Origin of the sequence: Pseudomonas mosselii, assembly GCF_019823065.1 — a bacterium.
Classification (GTDB): Bacteria; Pseudomonadota; Gammaproteobacteria; order Pseudomonadales; family Pseudomonadaceae; genus Aquipseudomonas; species Aquipseudomonas mosselii.
Map to the genome: position 1 here is coordinate 2,448,331 of NZ_CP081966.1, position 13,459 is coordinate 2,461,789.

At 66.8% G+C, this 13,459-nt stretch carries 16 protein-coding genes and 1 riboswitch; of the genes, 6 read left to right on the forward strand and 10 right to left on the reverse strand.

Annotated features, from left to right (window positions below; all coding sequences use genetic code 11):
• Positions 1–21: 21 nt before the first annotated feature.
• Positions 22–1,356: an MFS transporter gene (locus tag K5H97_RS11325; RefSeq protein WP_028691659.1), complete on the reverse strand. Its 1,335-nt coding sequence runs from the start codon at positions 1,354–1,356 to the stop codon at positions 22–24.
• Between the two features lie 238 nt (positions 1,357–1,594).
• On the opposite strand from K5H97_RS11325, the gene K5H97_RS11330 reads away from it, so the two are divergent.
• A complete protein-coding gene (locus K5H97_RS11330) occupies positions 1,595–1,954 on the forward strand; it encodes a VOC family protein (RefSeq protein WP_028691658.1) in 360 nt (119 codons plus the stop codon).
• 3 nt (positions 1,955–1,957) lie between these two features.
• Here K5H97_RS11330 and K5H97_RS11335 read toward each other — a convergent pair whose 3' ends face one another.
• From K5H97_RS11335 to K5H97_RS11345, 3 genes are all read right to left on the reverse strand, one after another.
• Positions 1,958–3,541 carry a sensor domain-containing diguanylate cyclase gene (locus K5H97_RS11335; protein ID WP_028691657.1) on the reverse strand — a complete coding sequence of 528 codons (1,584 nt, stop codon included), beginning with the start codon at positions 3,539–3,541 and terminating at the stop codon, positions 1,958–1,960.
• A gap of 149 nt (positions 3,542–3,690) precedes the next feature.
• On the reverse strand, positions 3,691–4,170 hold the full coding sequence (locus K5H97_RS11340) for a hypothetical protein (RefSeq protein ID WP_028691656.1): 480 nt from the start codon (positions 4,168–4,170) through the stop codon (positions 3,691–3,693).
• Positions 4,171–4,228: 58 nt separating this feature from the next.
• Complete coding sequence (locus tag K5H97_RS11345; protein WP_155952705.1) at positions 4,229–4,384, reverse strand: hypothetical protein; 156 nt, start codon at positions 4,382–4,384, stop codon at positions 4,229–4,231.
• A 167-nt stretch (positions 4,385–4,551) separates the two neighbouring features.
• On the opposite strand from K5H97_RS11345, the gene K5H97_RS11350 reads away from it, so the two are divergent.
• The 4 genes from K5H97_RS11350 (at position 4,552) to K5H97_RS11365 (ending at position 6,391) form a co-directional block, all read left to right on the forward strand.
• Entirely contained in the window at positions 4,552–4,923 is a 372-nt protein-coding gene (locus K5H97_RS11350; protein ID WP_028691655.1) for a GFA family protein, read from the forward strand.
• A gap of 46 nt (positions 4,924–4,969) precedes the next feature.
• Complete coding sequence (locus K5H97_RS11355) at positions 4,970–5,404, forward strand: bleomycin resistance protein (protein WP_028691654.1); 435 nt, start codon at positions 4,970–4,972, stop codon at positions 5,402–5,404.
• Between the two features lie 34 nt (positions 5,405–5,438).
• Positions 5,439–5,936, forward strand: a complete 498-nt coding sequence (locus tag K5H97_RS11360) for a GNAT family N-acetyltransferase (protein WP_028691653.1) — start codon at positions 5,439–5,441, stop codon at positions 5,934–5,936.
• A 134-nt stretch (positions 5,937–6,070) separates the two neighbouring features.
• The gene (locus K5H97_RS11365; protein WP_028691652.1) at positions 6,071–6,391 is read left to right on the forward strand and encodes a hypothetical protein; all 321 of its coding nucleotides are present in this window, start codon (positions 6,071–6,073) and stop codon (positions 6,389–6,391) included.
• A gap of 70 nt (positions 6,392–6,461) precedes the next feature.
• Here the strand turns inward: K5H97_RS11365 and K5H97_RS11370 are convergent, their stop codons facing one another.
• The 5 genes from K5H97_RS11370 to K5H97_RS11390 form a co-directional block, all read right to left on the reverse strand.
• Positions 6,462–7,247, reverse strand: a complete 786-nt coding sequence (locus K5H97_RS11370; RefSeq protein ID WP_028691651.1) for an ABC transporter ATP-binding protein — start codon at positions 7,245–7,247, stop codon at positions 6,462–6,464.
• Positions 7,244–8,260 carry a FecCD family ABC transporter permease gene (locus tag K5H97_RS11375; RefSeq protein WP_028691650.1) on the reverse strand — a complete coding sequence of 339 codons (1,017 nt, stop codon included), beginning with the start codon at positions 8,258–8,260 and terminating at the stop codon, positions 7,244–7,246. The genes K5H97_RS11370 and K5H97_RS11375 overlap by 4 nt, the downstream gene beginning before the upstream one ends.
• Positions 8,257–9,270, reverse strand: a complete 1,014-nt coding sequence (locus tag K5H97_RS11380) for an ABC transporter substrate-binding protein (RefSeq protein ID WP_028691649.1) — start codon at positions 9,268–9,270, stop codon at positions 8,257–8,259. Before K5H97_RS11380 ends, K5H97_RS11375 begins: the two co-directional genes overlap by 4 nt.
• Before the next feature lie 114 nt (positions 9,271–9,384).
• Positions 9,385–9,582: riboswitch (cobalamin riboswitch) on the reverse strand.
• 27 nt (positions 9,583–9,609) lie between these two features.
• On the reverse strand, positions 9,610–10,770 hold the full coding sequence (locus K5H97_RS11385) for a DUF1624 domain-containing protein (RefSeq protein ID WP_028691648.1): 1,161 nt from the start codon (positions 10,768–10,770) through the stop codon (positions 9,610–9,612).
• 98 nt (positions 10,771–10,868) lie between these two features.
• On the reverse strand, positions 10,869–11,789 hold the full coding sequence (locus tag K5H97_RS11390; protein ID WP_028691647.1) for a LysR family transcriptional regulator: 921 nt from the start codon (positions 11,787–11,789) through the stop codon (positions 10,869–10,871).
• A gap of 112 nt (positions 11,790–11,901) precedes the next feature.
• Between K5H97_RS11390 and K5H97_RS11395 the strand changes: the two genes are divergently transcribed.
• Complete coding sequence (locus K5H97_RS11395; protein ID WP_028691646.1) at positions 11,902–13,089, forward strand: MFS transporter; 1,188 nt, start codon at positions 11,902–11,904, stop codon at positions 13,087–13,089.
• A 3-nt stretch (positions 13,090–13,092) separates the two neighbouring features.
• Here K5H97_RS11395 and K5H97_RS11400 read toward each other — a convergent pair whose 3' ends face one another.
• Positions 13,093–13,350: a PAAR domain-containing protein gene (locus tag K5H97_RS11400; protein WP_028691645.1), complete on the reverse strand. Its 258-nt coding sequence runs from the start codon at positions 13,348–13,350 to the stop codon at positions 13,093–13,095.
• Between the last annotated feature and the right edge of the window lie 109 nt (positions 13,351–13,459).

Here is a 13,459-nt window from a genome sequence, read left to right on the forward strand (position 1 = left end):
GAGAAGCCCCAGGGCAACCCGCTACAGGTCTTGAGATACCCCAGGCTGATCGTTGCCCGGCGTGTCCTCATGCAACGAAGCCTGCGAGGTCTCCGGCAACGCCAACCCGCCCACCAGGGCCAGCAAGGCAATCACCACCAGGTAGAAGGCCGGCGCCAGGCGGCTGCCGCTCTGTTCGATCAGCCAGGTCGCCACCAGCGGCGCGGTACCGCCGAACAGGGTGTAGGCGACGTTGTAGGTGATCGCCGAGGCGGTGTAGCGGCTGCGGGTGGGGAAGCATTCCGACAGCAGCGCGGCGGTGACCACACCGCTCATCAGCGCGCCGATGGCCAGCAGGATCACTCCCAGCAATGCCCCCGACAGCGAACCGGAACTGGCCAGCCAGTAGGCGGGGAACACCGCGAGCATCACCCATAGGCACGTAAAGCCGATGGTCCTGCGCCGTCCGACGCGGTCGCTGAAGGCACCCGCCAGCGGGCAGCCAGCGGCGGCGAACAGCAGCGCAACGGTCGAGACCAGCAGCGCCTGGGCGCGGCTGAGGTGGCCGACCGTCTGCAGGTAGGTGGCGAAGTAGGTGGTGAACATGTAGAACGACAGTGCCGTCAGCGAGATGAACGCGCCCAGGTTGCGAATGGTGCGGCCATGGTGGCGCAGGGTGTCGCCCAGCGGCGAATGCGCATGGGCCTTGCCTTCGGCCAGTGCCTGGCGAAACGCCGGGGTTTCCTCCATGCGCCAGCGCAGGTACAGGCCCACCAGGCCCAGGGGCGCGGCAACCAGGAACGGTACGCGCCAGCCCCAGGCGTTCATCGCCTCGGGCGTGAGGCTGGCCTCCAGTCCGTAGGCGATGACTGCCGCGCAAGCAAAGGCGGAGAAGGTCGAGACCGGCACGAAGCTGCCATAGAACGCCCGCCTGCCCCGTGGCGCGTGCTCCATCAGGTAGGCGCAGGCACCGGCGTACTCACCGCCCGCGGAAAATCCCTGCAGACAGCGGGCGAGGGTGAGCAGTACCGGAGCCAGTACGCCGATGCTGGCGTAGGTCGGCAGCAGGCCGATCAGGGTGGTGGAACCGGCCATCAGCAGGATGGTCAGCGACAGGATGCGCTTGCGTCCGAGCCGGTCGCCCAGCGCGCCGAACACGATGCCACCCAGCGGGCGCAGGGCGAAGGCCACGGCGAACACGGCGAAGGTCTTGAGCAGGGCGACGCTGGCGTCCTCACTGGCGAAGAACTGACTGGCGATCAGGGTGGCGAGAAAACCGTAGACGGCGAAGTCGAACCACTCGACAAAGTTGCCGATGGCCGAGGCGGCGATCACCCGCCGCAAGGTGGCGGGCGGGACCTCATGGGCGATGGACATGGATGCTCTCCGTTGCTCTGGCAGCCTGGGCGGATGCGGCGCGCTCAGGTCGCGCCGTCGTTGTTCTCGGGCCAGTAGACAAGCGGCAGGGCGAGCAGGCTTTGTCGAGGGCGACCTCCGGATATCCGTTAGCACCGCCCCCTGAGCTTGGAAGGACAAACATGATGTGTGGAAGCGGGCCTGCGCGCGTGGCGCTTGCAGTAAGCTTCCCCTTCCAATCCCCGCAAGGAGGCTCACCATGGGTGCGCGTGGCAATGACCGGCAAATCGACAACATCGAGTTCAACGTGGGCGATATCGCCCGCAGCAAGGCTTTCTACGGCCAGGTGTTTGGCTGGACCTTCACCGACTACGGGCCGACCTATACCGAATTCAGTGACGGTCGCCTCACGGGTGGTTTCACCACGGGCGAACCGGTTCGTCCGGGTGGGCCGCTGATCATCCTGTATGCCGCTGACCTGGCGCAGGTGCAGCAGCGCGTCGAGGCTGCCGGCGCCCGAATCAGCCGCCCGGTGTTCGCGTTTCCTGGCGGGCGGCGTTTCCATTTCATCGACCCGGACGGCTATGAATTGGCGGTGTGGACGGCCGACGCCGTGTAGGGGTCAGGCCGGGCTGTCGATGCAGACGCGGTTGCGTCCCTTCTGCTTGGCCTGGTACAGCGCCTTGTCGGCCCTGGCCAGGGCGTCGGCAGGCGTGCCAGCGTCGCGGGGCTGCCAGCTGGCCACACCCAGGGAGATGGTGACGGTACCGGTCGGTACGATCGGGGTGTGCTCGACCGTCAGGCGCAGGTGGCCGGCGACAGCTGTCGCCACCTCCAGGCCGGCACCCGGCAGCAGCATGAGGAACTCCTCGCCGCCGGTACGGCACAGCACGTCGCCTTCGCGGCAGGTCCCGCGCATCAGCCTGGCCAGCTGCTGCAGCACACGGTCGCCGGCATCGTGGCCGTGGCTGTCGTTGATCCGCTTGAAGTGATCAATGTCCAGCACCACCACGGCAAACCCGCACTGCTCGGCCTGTTGCACCCGCAGTGCCTGTTGCAGCCCGCGCCGATTGACCAGCCCTGTCAGCGGGTCGGTCTGGGCATCTCGGTTGAGCCGGCCGATGCGCTCCTGCAGCAGGTTCACGCCGAACAACAGGGCACGCTTGAGCTCCGCGGCCTCTGCATACCAGGCACGGACCTGGTGGATGCGTTCGGTGGTCTGCTGTTGGCCCATGCCCCGGGCGACACTGGCCAACTGCCGCAGCGGGTGGGCGATGACTTGCGTGAGCCAGTACAGCAGCAGGCAGCCGAGCAGCGCCAGCGGCGCGGAAATCACCACTACATTGAGGATCAGCTGGCGAAGCGGTTCCACGGTTTGGCGCAGTGGCTGCTGGGCGACGATGGTCCAGCCGGCACTGGGTACCGTGGCGAACCCGGCGAGCATCTCCACGCCCTGGCTGTTGACCAGGCGCCGGGTGCCATGGTCGAGGTTCGGCAGGTCGTCGAGCAGCGCGTTGTCGCCTACCAGGGTGCCGACCCGTTTGCTGTCGGGGTGAAACAGCAGCCGGCGGTTGCGGTCGACCACGTACAGGTACGAGCCGTTCTGGTAGAAGTGCGTGCCCAGCAGGCTGTTGAGCAGGTTGCGTTCGCGCAGGTACAGGCTGCCGCCGATATAGCCGTGGTAGTGGCCGCTGGCGTCGAAGATCGGTTGCGAGAGCACCACCAGCAGGTTGTCGGCCGCCGACAGGAAAGGTGTGGAGACCAGCGTGCGGCGCTCGCGCAAGGCTTGCCGGGCGCCGGGTGAGGTTGCCTGGCTGCCGGCCAGGTGCTGCAGCGGTGCGGGCGATAGCGAGCGTACGGTCCCCTGGGCGTCGACCCGCAAGGTGGAGTTGAACAGGTTGCTCTGTTGCTGCAGGCGGTCGATCTCAGCTTGCACCAGGCTGTCGTCGTCCGGGTGCAGGCCACTTTGCCGGGCGCCGTAGGCCAGTTGCTGCAGGGCATTGACCAGGGTGGTCTCGGTCACGGCGGCCAGCTTGGCGGCATAGGCCCGGTTGGCCTCCAGGGCGCTGTCGATCAGCAGCTGCCGTTGTACCCGGTAACTGGCGAAATAGCTGGCCAGCAGCATGACCAGGGCCGTGGTGGCGCAAAGGGCGAGTATGAGGGTGCGCAGGTCGGGGCGCGGTCCGTGCGGGGTGAAATATCGCAATCCTTGGCCTCGTCGGATACAGCGGAAAACGCACCTTACGCGCTTGGACCAAAGTGGACCATGCTTGAGCGCAATTGCAGGGTTGGAGGACAAAGGTGGCTCCGGTTTCCCACGGGGCTCACGGAATTATCCTCCCATGTTACCTACGTTCAGGGGGCAGTCTGCTCCAGCGCCTGCAGGTCGTCCTCGACTTGTTGCATGCGCTCCTGCACCAAGGCCTGGACCTTGGCGTCGCTGGCGCTTTCGCGCATCAGCGTGGTGAGCTTCTCGCTCAGGCGCTTGCCTTCCTCGCTCTGGCCCAGTTCCCTGGCCTTTGCCGGATCGCGGGTGGCCTGAACGATAAGGTCGAACTCAGCATCGCTGAAGTGCTCTTCGCTGTAGAGCCTGAACAGGTCACGGCGCTGGTCGTCGACGGTCAGGTGCTTGCGCAGCACGTCCTTGATCTTGTCCTGGGGCACCTGCGCATGGGTCATGGCCAGCAGCCCGGCCATGCGCTCGATGTTGTGGTCGTAGGCTTCCTGCAGGGGCAGGTTGGCGAGGATCTTTTCCTCGCGGCTGGGCTTCTGGTCGCAGGCGGCGAGGGCGGCGAGCAGCAACACGGGGAGCAGTAGACGGGGCAGGCGGGGCATGGTGGGGCCTTGGGCACGGTAAGGCCTGGGAGTGTACTGCAATCCCGTGATCGAGGAATCAGCGTTGCAGCGGATTGCGCAGGCGTACCCAGAGGATCGCCGGCAGGGCCATCAGCAACCATTTCAGGTAGCGGTTGACTTCGTAGTGTTCACAGGCCACGCCGATGAGGGTGCAGACCACCACCACGGCCACGAACTGGATCATTCTTTCCATCAGCAGGTTTCCATCATTGCAGGGGCCGGACGGGCCGCGGGGCGCACTGTAGCAGGAGACGCAGGTAGCGCAGGTCGGCATGCCACACGGCGTAACACTTTTGCGCCACCGTTGGGCGCCAGGTTGGCTATTGTGCGGCAATCCCGACAGCCAAGGAAGGTAACCCCATGACCCTCTACAAAGGTGGCTGCCTGTGCGGCCGTATCCGTTTCACCGCCAGCGGCGAGCCGCGCTTTCCGCATACCTGCTCGTGCGGGCAGTGCCAGCGACATTCCGGCAGCCTGACCCTGTGCTGGGTGGAGTTCGACAATGCGGCGGTCGTCTGGACCGGGGAGGGTGGCCTGCCTGCGCTGTATCGCTCGTCCGAGGGCTCCAGCCGTGCGTTCTGTGCCACCTGCGGCAGCTCCCTCGGGGCCATCGACGATGCGCCGACGGTGGCCTTGCTGCTGGGCTGCTTCGATGCCAAGGGCGTCCAGGCCCTGCGCCCGACCTCGCATTCGTTTCGGGCTTGTCGGCCGCGCTGGTGGAAGGTTGGATAAGGGGTATCATGCGTCCCACTTCCCCATGCCGCTCAAGGACGACCGCATGCTGCAACGCAACAGGATGGTGCCCGAACTGATCGTCAGCGACCTCGATCGCAGCCTGGATTTCTGGGTTTCGTTGTTGGGGTTCGAGATCGCCTACCAGCGTCCGGAGCAGCGCTTTGCCTACCTCGACCTGCAGGGCGCGCAGGTCATGCTCGAGCAGTTCGACGCCGACGACCACTGGCTCACCGGCCCCCTGGAAAAACCCTTGGGGCGGGGGATCAATCTGCAGATCGACGTCGTGGCGGTCGCGCCGCTGGTCGAACGGCTCGAGCGCCATCGCTGGCCGTTGTTCCAGGCGTGCGAGGACGTCTGGTATCGCGCCGATGCCATTGAAGTGGGGCTGCGCCAGTTTCTGGTCCAGGACCCGGATGGTTACCTGCTGAGGTTGGCGCAACGGCTGGGCGAGCGTCCTGCACGGTCGGGCCTGGGGTAGAATCCACGGCTCGTCCCTCTTGCCGAAACTGCCCATGCCCGATTGGACCCTGCACCAGGCCACAGACGCCGATGCCGCTGACACCGTGCACTTTGTCGATACGGCACGACGAGGGTTGTTTGCGCTGCTGGCCGACTCGCCCTTGCCCAAGGACCTGGCGCGATTCAGCGAGACCTATGTCGATGGCCAGGGTTGCTTTCTCATTGCCCGTGCCCAGGGCCGGGTGATCGGAAGCGTCGGCTACCTGCCATACGATCATCGCTTCCCTCAACTCGACTACCATGCCTGCCGCACGGTGGAAATCGTCCGCCTGTTCGTTACCCCCGACCACCGCCGTCACGGGCTAGCCAGCGCGCTGTTCTCGGCATTGCGCGAGGAGGCCCGGCAGGCCGGTGTCGAATGCCTGTACCTGCACACCCATCCCTTCCTGCCCGGGGCGATCCGCTTCTGGCAGCGCCATGGCTTCGGCACGGTGGATATCGAGGCCGACCCGGTCTGGCAGACTACACACATGGCGCTCAGGCTTGTCTGAAACCTGTAAGAAATCGCCTAGGCGTCCGGCAAATCATTCCAACTTTCGCGCACAGCGCTCAACACCGTGTTCATTTCCATTCCCGCTGTATTCGCCTACCGTCTCCTTCCACCCCCATCACAAGGAGATCACGCATGCCTGAGCTTGCGTTGTACAAGGTGAAATTGCTGGACGAATTCGAGGCCCGCGAGGACGACTGGAGCTTCAGCCACTTCGAGCGCCGCCTGACCCAGGTCAAGCCTGCCGCCAACTACCAGGATGCCAAAGGCATTATCAAGGCCGCCCACCTGGCGAACAACTGGCCGAAAACGGTCCGGCGCTACCTGCTGAGCAACTACCGATTCCACGGCAATGTCAGCAGTGAGCTGACTGAAACCTTCGTGCAGGTGCTGGCGGGCATGACGCCGTTGGAGCTGCAGGCGTGGAGGTTGCCGCCTGCAGGATACATGGGCTGAGATGCAGGCTGTAACCTCTGCTCAGCGCTATGACAAACGATGCTGGGGTCGCGAAGCGGCTCCAGCCCTTTCAGGCGCGAAACCGCAGTATCCGCGCCCCATCATACGGATCGATCAGGTAGTGGGCCTGAACCCCGAATGTCGCCAATATCCGCTCCGGTGTCAGCACCACCTCCGGTATCCCCAAGGCAACCAACCGTCCTTGGTCAAGCACCGCCAACCGGTCACAAGTCAACGCCTGGTTGAGATCATGCAAGGCCACCAGGGTCGTCACCGACAGCGCTTGAACCTGCCGCAGCAGGCTCAGTTGATGCTGGATATCAAGATGATTGGTCGGCTCGTCCAGTAGCAGTACCTGCGGCCGCTGGGCCAGGGCCCGGGCGATGTGCACGCGCTGGCGTTCGCCGCCGGACAGCTCGCCCCACAGGCGCCGACGCAGGTGGCCGGCGTCGGCGTCGGCCAGGGCCTGCTCGACGATGGCACGGTCGTCCGCGCCGAACGGCGCCAGGGCCGACAGCCACGGCGTGCGGCCGAGGGCCACGGCGTCGTAGACGCTGATGGCGTCCAGGGTATCGGCCTGCTGTTCGACCAGCGCCAGGCTTTGCGCAACCCGGCGACGCGGCATGCGCTCCAGCGCCTCGCCCAGCAAACGCACGCTGCCGCTGCTGGGCGTGCGCAGGCCGGCGAGCAGCTTGAGCAGGGTTGACTTGCCCGATCCGTTGGGGCCGACCACACCGAGGGTCTCGCCGGGCATCACGCTCAGGTCGATGTCTTGCAGCACTTCGCGGCCGCCCAGGCGCAGGCCCAGCCCCTCGCAGACAAGCGGGGCGTTGGCGAGGGCGGTCATCACGGTCATGGACGCCCCCGGCGGCTGACCAGGATCAGCGCGAACACTGGCGCGCCGATCAAGGCGGTGACCACGCCCACCGGGATCACCTGGCCGGCGATCAGGGTCCGCGAGAGGATGTCGGCGACAATCAGGAACAACGCACCGCCCAGCGCGCTGGCCGGCAGTAGGCGGCTGTGCCCGGGGCCGAGCAGAAGGCGCAGGGCGTGGGGGATGACCAGGCCGACGAAGCCGATGGCACCGACGATCGAGACCATCACCGCAGTCACCAGCGCCGTGCAACTGATCAGCAACAATTGCGTGCGCCGCACCGGCACGCCCAGCGAGGCCGCCGAATCGGCACCGAAGGTGAAGGCGTCCAGCGCCCGGCGGTGCCACAGGCACACCGCCAGCCCGAGCACGGCCACCGGCAGCGCTAGCCAGACCGACGGCCAGCGCACGCCGCTGAGGTTGCCCAGCAGCCAGAACAGGATGCCCCGGGCCTGTTCGGCGGTGGCCGACTTGGTGATCAGAAAGGCCGTCAGCGCGTTGAACAGTTGCGAGCCGGCGATGCCGGCGAGGATCACCTGCGCATTGTCGTGTCGGCTGCCGCTGGCCCGCGACAGCACCAGTACCAGGGCGAACGCGGCCAGCGCACCGATGAAGGCACCGGCCGACAGCGACAGCACCGCGCCGCCCAGGCCGAACAGCCCCACCGCCACGGCACCGGTCGAGGCGCCTGCCGACAGGCCCAGCAGGTACGGCTCGGCCAGCGGGTTGCGCAGCAGCGCCTGGAGGATCACCCCGCAGGTCGCCAGCCCCGCGCCACAGGCGGCGGCCACCAGGGTGCGCGGCAGGCGGTAGTTCCAGACGATGCCGGCGTCGATGGGGTCGAGCGCATGGCCGGCCTGCCACAGCTGGTTGGCCAGTACCTGCCAGACCACCTCGGCGCTGATCCGCGTCTCGCCGATGGCGATCCCGGCGAGCATGGCCAGGCACAGGGCGAGCAGCGCGAAGGCGCTGATGGGCAGCAGGCGGTTCATGGCTGTGGTGCTTTACCGCTGGCGAAGGCGCTGGACAGCACTTCCAGGCCACGGAACAGGCGGATGCCGGCCTGCATGGCGTCGGCGTCGAGGACGATGATCCGCCCCTGCCTGACCGCGTCCATGTTGCGGGTCACCGGGTCGCTGCGCAGGAACTCGAGCTTTTTCCGGTAGTCGTCGGCGGGGTAGCGGCGGCGGTCCATGCGCGCGACGATCAGCCAGGTGGGGTTGGCCCTGGCCAGGGTCTCCCAGCCCACCGCCGGCCATTCTTCGCTGGACTCCACCACATTGCGTACGCCGAGGGTCTGCAGCATGAAGTCGGCCACGCCCTGGCGACCAGCGACGTAAGGGTCGACCTTGAGGTCGGCGCTGGAGAACCAGAACAGCGCGCTGGTGTGACTCAGGTCCTGGCCGGCCAGGCGTTGCCGGGCCTGGTCCAGCTGGCCCTTGAGCTCGGCATTGAGGTGTTCGCCGCGATCCTGCACGTCGAAGATCTCGGCCAGCTGACTGACGCTCCTGTAGATGGTGTCGATCCTGAACGGCTGCAGGCGGGTACCGTCGGCGCCCACCAGGTTGTCCTTGCCTTCGCAGTCCGAGGGCAGCAGGTAGGTGGGGATGCCCAGCTCCGCGAACTGTTCGCGGGTGCCGACCGCGCCCTGGGCGCCGACCATCCATTCGAACTGCGCGGTCACCAGCTGCGGGCGCTTGCCGACCACCGCCTCGAAGCCCGGCTCGTTGTCGGCCAGGCGCTCGACCTTGTCGTTCTGCGCCTTGAACTCGGGCAGCACGTTGTTGAACCACAGCGAGGTGCCCGCCAGCCGCTCGCCCAGGCCCAGGGCATAGAGCAACTCGGTGCCGGCCTGGCCGATGGTCACCACGCGCTGCGGGGCCTGGGCGAAGGTCTGCGGCAAACCGCAGTTGTCGACGGTCAACGGGTAGCGGGTGGCGTCGGCGTGGGCCAGGCCCGCCAGTGACAGGCCGGCGAGCAGGGTGGCGAGGCGGTACGGCATGGTGGGGCGATCTCCTGTCGGGTGGTGCACGGAATGGCCCACGGACAGGCATCGCCAAGCGTCGCGCGGCAAGCACGCGGCCAGGGGCGGATGACCATCCCGGACACCCCGCCGGTTGGTGAATGCGTGCCGGCAGGTCTCCTGACTGGTGCGTCCTGGCCGGCGCCGGCCTTCCCGGGTCGGCAGACCCAGTGGCATCGATGGCGCAGGCTCGGCACCTACAGTTGCGGGGGCAGTTCCCTTTGGCCCGCCCTCGGCGCGCCCGGGATTCCCTTTTGATTCCGTGTGGAAACCGGCGGGCGGCATGGTAGACCATCGGGCCATCGGGTGAAAACGCTTTTACAGGTACTTGAGCCAGGCGATGTCGCGCCGCCGGGCCTTGAGCCGGGCGAAGCCGCGCACCGGCAGGTACAGGGCGATCGCCAGCAGCACCGCGACCAGCCACACCGCGCCGATGCCGTCGAAGCCGAAATGGCTGCCCTGGTTCAGGCCGAACAGCCCCACGCAGGCCACATACAGCAGCTTGAGCACATATAGGTGCAGCAGGTAGAAGAACATCGGCGCGGCGCCGAACACTGCCAGCGGGCCGATCCAGCGGGCGTCGCCGGCCCGCTCGAAAGCGCGCAGCAGCAACAGGCCGACGCCCAGGGTCAAGGCCAGGAACAGCAGCGACGGCGGGTATTTGGTGATGTTGAAGAAGCTCATCAACGTCTGCCCGACGTTGGCGTAGAAGGCCCACGGCGCCTCGCCGTAGCCATTGAGCAGGCGCAACACGACAAAGCCGAGCAGCAGCATCATGCCGCCCAGCAGCAAGCGCTGCTGGCGCTCGCCGGCATCGCTGCCGCGGCCGAACCAGGGGCCGAGTCCGTAGCCCAGGGCGATCACGCCGATCCATGGCAGCACCGGGTAGGAGGTACGCAGGCGCAAGCCGTCGGGCAGCTCCAGCCAGCTGCGCTCGTGCAGGATCGCCCAGGGTACATGCAGCGCCGAGTGCGGCGCGAAGTGCAGGCCATCGAGCAGGTTGTGGCCGGCGACGATCAGCGCGCCGAGGGCCAGCAGCAGCGGGCGTGGCAGCCACACCAGCAGCGACAGGGCGATCATGCTCAGGCCGATGGCCCAGATCACCTGCAGGTAGATCACGCTCGGTGGCAACTGGAAGGTCCAGGCGAAGTTGACCAGGCTGAGCTCCAGCAGCACCAGGAACAGGCCGCGCTTGAACAGGAACGTCGCTGTATCGCCCCGGCCTTGGTGCTTTTCGCCGTAAAGCCAGGCCGACAGTCCGGTGAGCAGCACGAACACCGGCGCGCACAGGTGCGCCAGGGTGCGGCTGATGAAGAGGCTGGGGTCGGTCGCGTCGATGGTCATCGGGTCGCTGACCTGACGGTGCAGGAAGAAGGTTTCGCGCACGTGGTCCAGCAGCATGAACAGGATCACCAGGCCGCGCAGGGCGTCGATGCTGTGCAGGCGTTGGCTGGGGAGGGCGGTCGGGAGGCTGGTCATCGAGGAGGGTCGCTGGCAGAGGTATCATTCAAAAGAAATGTTATTTTATTTCATTTGTTTGTGCCTGGATACAGCCATGCGCTGGCACTCCGCTTGAATCAGCCCTGAATCAGTGGTCCCAGCCGCTCGGCCAGGGCCTGGACCGTCGCGCTCACCTTGGGCAGATGTCCACGGTTGCGACGCCAGGCCAGGTTGATCGGCAACCCCTCCATTGCGTACTCCGGCAGCACTTGCTGCAACGTCCCGGCGTCGAGCTGGCGCTGCACCAGCCAGGTCGGCAGTTGGGCAATGCCGTGCCCGGCGCTGATGGCCAGGGCCTGCCCCTCGGCATCGCCGATGGCCAGGCGGCCCGGCATCGGCCGCAGCTGCGCCAGGCCCGGACGGGCACCGGCGAAGTGCAGGGCCGGCGTGCTGCCGTCGGCGCAGGCGTAAAGCACGCAGCCTTGGGCCTGCAACTGCTGTAGGTCGCGGGGCGTGCCGTGCCGGGCGAGGTAGGCGGGGGCGGCGCAGAACACCAGGCGCTGGCTGCCCAGGTAGCGGTGCTCGATGCCCGGCTGCCAAGTCTGTGGTCCACCGATGCGCACGACGATGTCGATGCCGTCCTCGGCCAGGTCGACGAAGCGGTCGGAGAGGGTGATGTGCGGTTGCAATCGCGGATGCAGCGCGGCGAAGTCGAGCACGGCGGGCAGCCCATGCAGGCGGCCGAAGGTGGCCGGCAGGTCGATGCGCAGCTTGCCGCAGGGGGTCTTGTGCTCGTCGTTGAGGGCCAGTTCGGCCTCTTCGATCTCCGCCAGCACGCGGGTGCAGGTGCGGTAGTAGTCGGCGCCGCTGTCGGTCAGGGCCAGGCGTCGGGTGGTGCGCTCGAACAGGCGCACCTGCAGGCGTTTCTCCAGGCGGGCCACGCCCTTGCTTACGGCGGAGCTGGTGAGGTTCATGCGCTCGGCGGCGGCGATGAAGCTGCCGGCGTTGGCCACGCTGACGAAGAAGTCGATGTCTTTCAGGCGTTCCGAGGCGGACATGGCATGGGCTCGCGATTGCTGAATATGGTTCACTTGATAAGGGAATATCTACCAGTAATCGGAACAACATTCCAGATTAAGCTGGCCTGCCATTCATCGAGGATCGCAGTAGATGTCCACCTCCAGCTTGACCCATGCCGCCCTGGCGCGGCCGGCGCCGCGTGCTGGGCTGTCGATCGGCCTGTTCGCCGTCGGCGGCTTCGCGGTGCTGACCACCGAGTTCCTGATTCTTGGCCTACTGCCCGCGCTGGCACGCGACCTTGGATTGTCGGTCGCAGGCGCGGGCCAGTTGGTCACCCTGTTCGCGGTGACCGTGATGCTGTTCGGGCCGCCGCTCACCGCCTGGCTGTCGGCCCTGCCACGCAAGGGGCTGTTCATCGCCATCCTGCTGCTGTTCGCCGCCTCCAATGCGCTGTCGGCGCTGGCGCCGAACGTCTGGGTACTGGCCCTGGCGCGGTTCCTCGCCGCGTTGGCACTGCCGGTGTACTGGGGCACCGCCAGCGAAAGCGCCGGGCAACTGGCCGGCCAGGGGCGCGAGGGCTGGGCAGTGGCGCGGGTCTACCTGGGGATCACCGCGGCGTTCGTCTTTGGCATCCCGCTGGGAACCCTGGCCGCCGGGCTGGTTGGCTGGCGCGGCAGCTTCTGGTTGCTCGCCGGGCTGTCCCTGCTGGTGGCACTGCTGATGTGGGCCTGGCTGCCACCCCTGCCGGCGGTCCCGGCCCGCGCCGCGGGAGAGCGGCAGTCGGTGATTCTCAAGGACCGTCGTTTCATCGCCCATGTGCTGCTGTCGGCGCTGGTGTTCACCGCCATGTTCACTGCCTACACCTACCTGGCCGAGATCCTCGAGCAGCTTGCTGCTGTGCCGGCCAACGCGGTCGGTTGGTGGCTGATGGGCTTTGGTCTGGTGGGCATGCTCGGCAACGCCCTGGCCGGACGGATCGTCGATCGCAGCCCGCTGCGGGCCACGCTGCTGCTGTTGGCGATGCTGGCCTTGGGCATGGGCCTGGTCACCCCGGTGATCGGCAACCCGCTGCTGCTGGTGGGCGCCCTGGCCCTGTGGGGCATCGCCTACACGGCGCTGTTCCCGGTGTGCCAGGTGCGGGTGATGCGGGCCGGCGCCAAGGCCCAGGCCCTGGCCGGGACCCTCAACGTGTCGGCGGCCAACGCGGGCATCGCCGCCGGTGCCGCGCTGGGGGGCGCGGCGATCCAGGGGCTTGGTCTGGCTGCACTGGGTTATGTGGCTTGTGGGTTTGCTGTGCTGGCTTTGGTGGCCACGTTGGTACTGCAGAGAAGCGAATGAGGCCTAATCAACCATCCAGCCGATCTCGCCCTCCAACAGGGTTCCGCCATGGCTGGTGGTATCACCTTGGCGTGCAACGGCCCGGCCTTCGATGGCATGGTTCGCCGACCCTGTTTCGATGACGGCACCACAACTGATCCTGTCGCCTACGCAGGCGACAGCGCTGCCATTGATCAATGTGGCCGTATGGCCTGAAACAACCTCGCCTGCGCCATGCAGGGGGCAGTCATGCTTGTGCCCGACTAGAACGATGGGTTTCATCACGCATGCTCCTTGTTTTCGTTGGGTGTAGGGATTCAAGCAGCGCCTTATTTGGCTTTGCACAGGGTGATTAGCGATTCGCGGGTATCGGATTGGATAAAGGTGTAGC

Bases quoted from the DNA above. Each gene is read 5' to 3' on its own strand.
- K5H97_RS11325 (WP_028691659.1), bottom strand. From the start codon at position 1,356: ATGTCCATCGCCCATGAGGTCCCGCCCGCCACCTTGCGGCGGGTGATC.
- K5H97_RS11330 (WP_028691658.1), top strand. From the start codon at position 1,595: ATGGGTGCGCGTGGCAATGACCGGCAAATCGACAACATCGAGTTCAAC.
- K5H97_RS11340 (WP_028691656.1), bottom strand. From the start codon at position 4,170: ATGCCCCGCCTGCCCCGTCTACTGCTCCCCGTGTTGCTGCTCGCCGCC.
- K5H97_RS11345 (WP_155952705.1), bottom strand. From the start codon at position 4,384: ATGGAAAGAATGATCCAGTTCGTGGCCGTGGTGGTGGTCTGCACCCTC.
- K5H97_RS11350 (WP_028691655.1), top strand. From the start codon at position 4,552: ATGACCCTCTACAAAGGTGGCTGCCTGTGCGGCCGTATCCGTTTCACC.
- K5H97_RS11355 (WP_028691654.1), top strand. From the start codon at position 4,970: ATGCTGCAACGCAACAGGATGGTGCCCGAACTGATCGTCAGCGACCTC.
- K5H97_RS11360 (WP_028691653.1), top strand. From the start codon at position 5,439: ATGCCCGATTGGACCCTGCACCAGGCCACAGACGCCGATGCCGCTGAC.
- K5H97_RS11365 (WP_028691652.1), top strand. From the start codon at position 6,071: ATGCCTGAGCTTGCGTTGTACAAGGTGAAATTGCTGGACGAATTCGAG.
- K5H97_RS11370 (WP_028691651.1), bottom strand. From the start codon at position 7,247: ATGACCGTGATGACCGCCCTCGCCAACGCCCCGCTTGTCTGCGAGGGG.
- K5H97_RS11375 (WP_028691650.1), bottom strand. From the start codon at position 8,260: ATGAACCGCCTGCTGCCCATCAGCGCCTTCGCGCTGCTCGCCCTGTGC.
- K5H97_RS11380 (WP_028691649.1), bottom strand. From the start codon at position 9,270: ATGCCGTACCGCCTCGCCACCCTGCTCGCCGGCCTGTCACTGGCGGGC.
- K5H97_RS11385 (WP_028691648.1), bottom strand. From the start codon at position 10,770: ATGACCAGCCTCCCGACCGCCCTCCCCAGCCAACGCCTGCACAGCATC.
- K5H97_RS11390 (WP_028691647.1), bottom strand. From the start codon at position 11,789: ATGTCCGCCTCGGAACGCCTGAAAGACATCGACTTCTTCGTCAGCGTG.
- K5H97_RS11395 (WP_028691646.1), top strand. From the start codon at position 11,902: ATGTCCACCTCCAGCTTGACCCATGCCGCCCTGGCGCGGCCGGCGCCG.
- K5H97_RS11400 (WP_028691645.1), bottom strand. From the start codon at position 13,350: ATGAAACCCATCGTTCTAGTCGGGCACAAGCATGACTGCCCCCTGCAT.